1 protein-coding gene and 1 pseudogene are annotated in these 726 nt (G+C 62.0%); both read left to right on the top strand.

Annotated features, from left to right (window positions below; genetic code table 11):
• Positions 1 to 207 (top strand): annotated as a pseudogene (locus tag AC1DY5_RS57685) (DUF4942 domain-containing protein); the annotation flags it as partial.
• Entirely contained in the window at positions 204 to 464 is a 261-nt protein-coding gene (locus AC1DY5_RS57690; protein WP_478123049.1) for a hypothetical protein, read from the top strand. The pseudogene AC1DY5_RS57685 and the gene AC1DY5_RS57690, both read left to right, overlap by 4 nt.
• The last annotated feature ends 262 nt before the right edge of the window (positions 465 to 726 follow it).

Below are 726 nucleotides of genomic sequence, written 5' to 3' on the forward strand. Positions count from 1 at the left end.
CCATTTTCCGATCGCCGCGCCCTTTCTCACCTGCACGAGGCCTCCACGCTCATCGCGGCCGGCGGCCGGATCGTGGCGGTTTTACCCGCATCTTTGCGCGGCAAAGATCTGCTCGACGGCTGGGAGGGCGAATGGTCCGGCGTGTTCTCGAACGAGTTCGTCGGGACGGGAGTCAGCGTGGCGATCTACGCGGCATCCAGGCCATGAGCGACTTCAAAGTCCGCTACTGCACGGCGCCCCCGGCCACGCTGCGCAGTTGGTGCGACGCCCACGCGCACCAGGTCCAGGAATTTGACTCCGGCGAGGGGTACGCAACGGACAGCGGCTTCGCCTACGACATCCTGCTGCGCCGCGGCTGGCGCATGAGCGACGACTGGGTGCACATCCTGATCGAGCCCACCGTGAAGGACATGCTGCGCCAACTCCGAGCCATCACTGCCTGCGACTTGAAGGCTAAGAATTAGGCTCGTCGCGGTCCGTCCCAGCAAGGTTCTTGACCGAAAGTTCGTCGAGGACGGCGACGAGCGAGCCGAGACCGATGGACAGAGCCGGCAGGTAGCCCTTATCCTGTCCTTCCATTCAGCGAATCGCGTGGTTAACAATGCACAAGTTGAACGACGCCTACCTAAAGATTGAGCGAATTCTCGGTAGCCATACCGAGGCGCTGGCGTCAGTTCAATTAGTGGAAACCTATCGACGGTTCTGGAAGCCCGCGAACGTGAGGGT

The sequence above is a fragment of the Variovorax sp. P4_D9 genome (assembly GCF_056401695.1).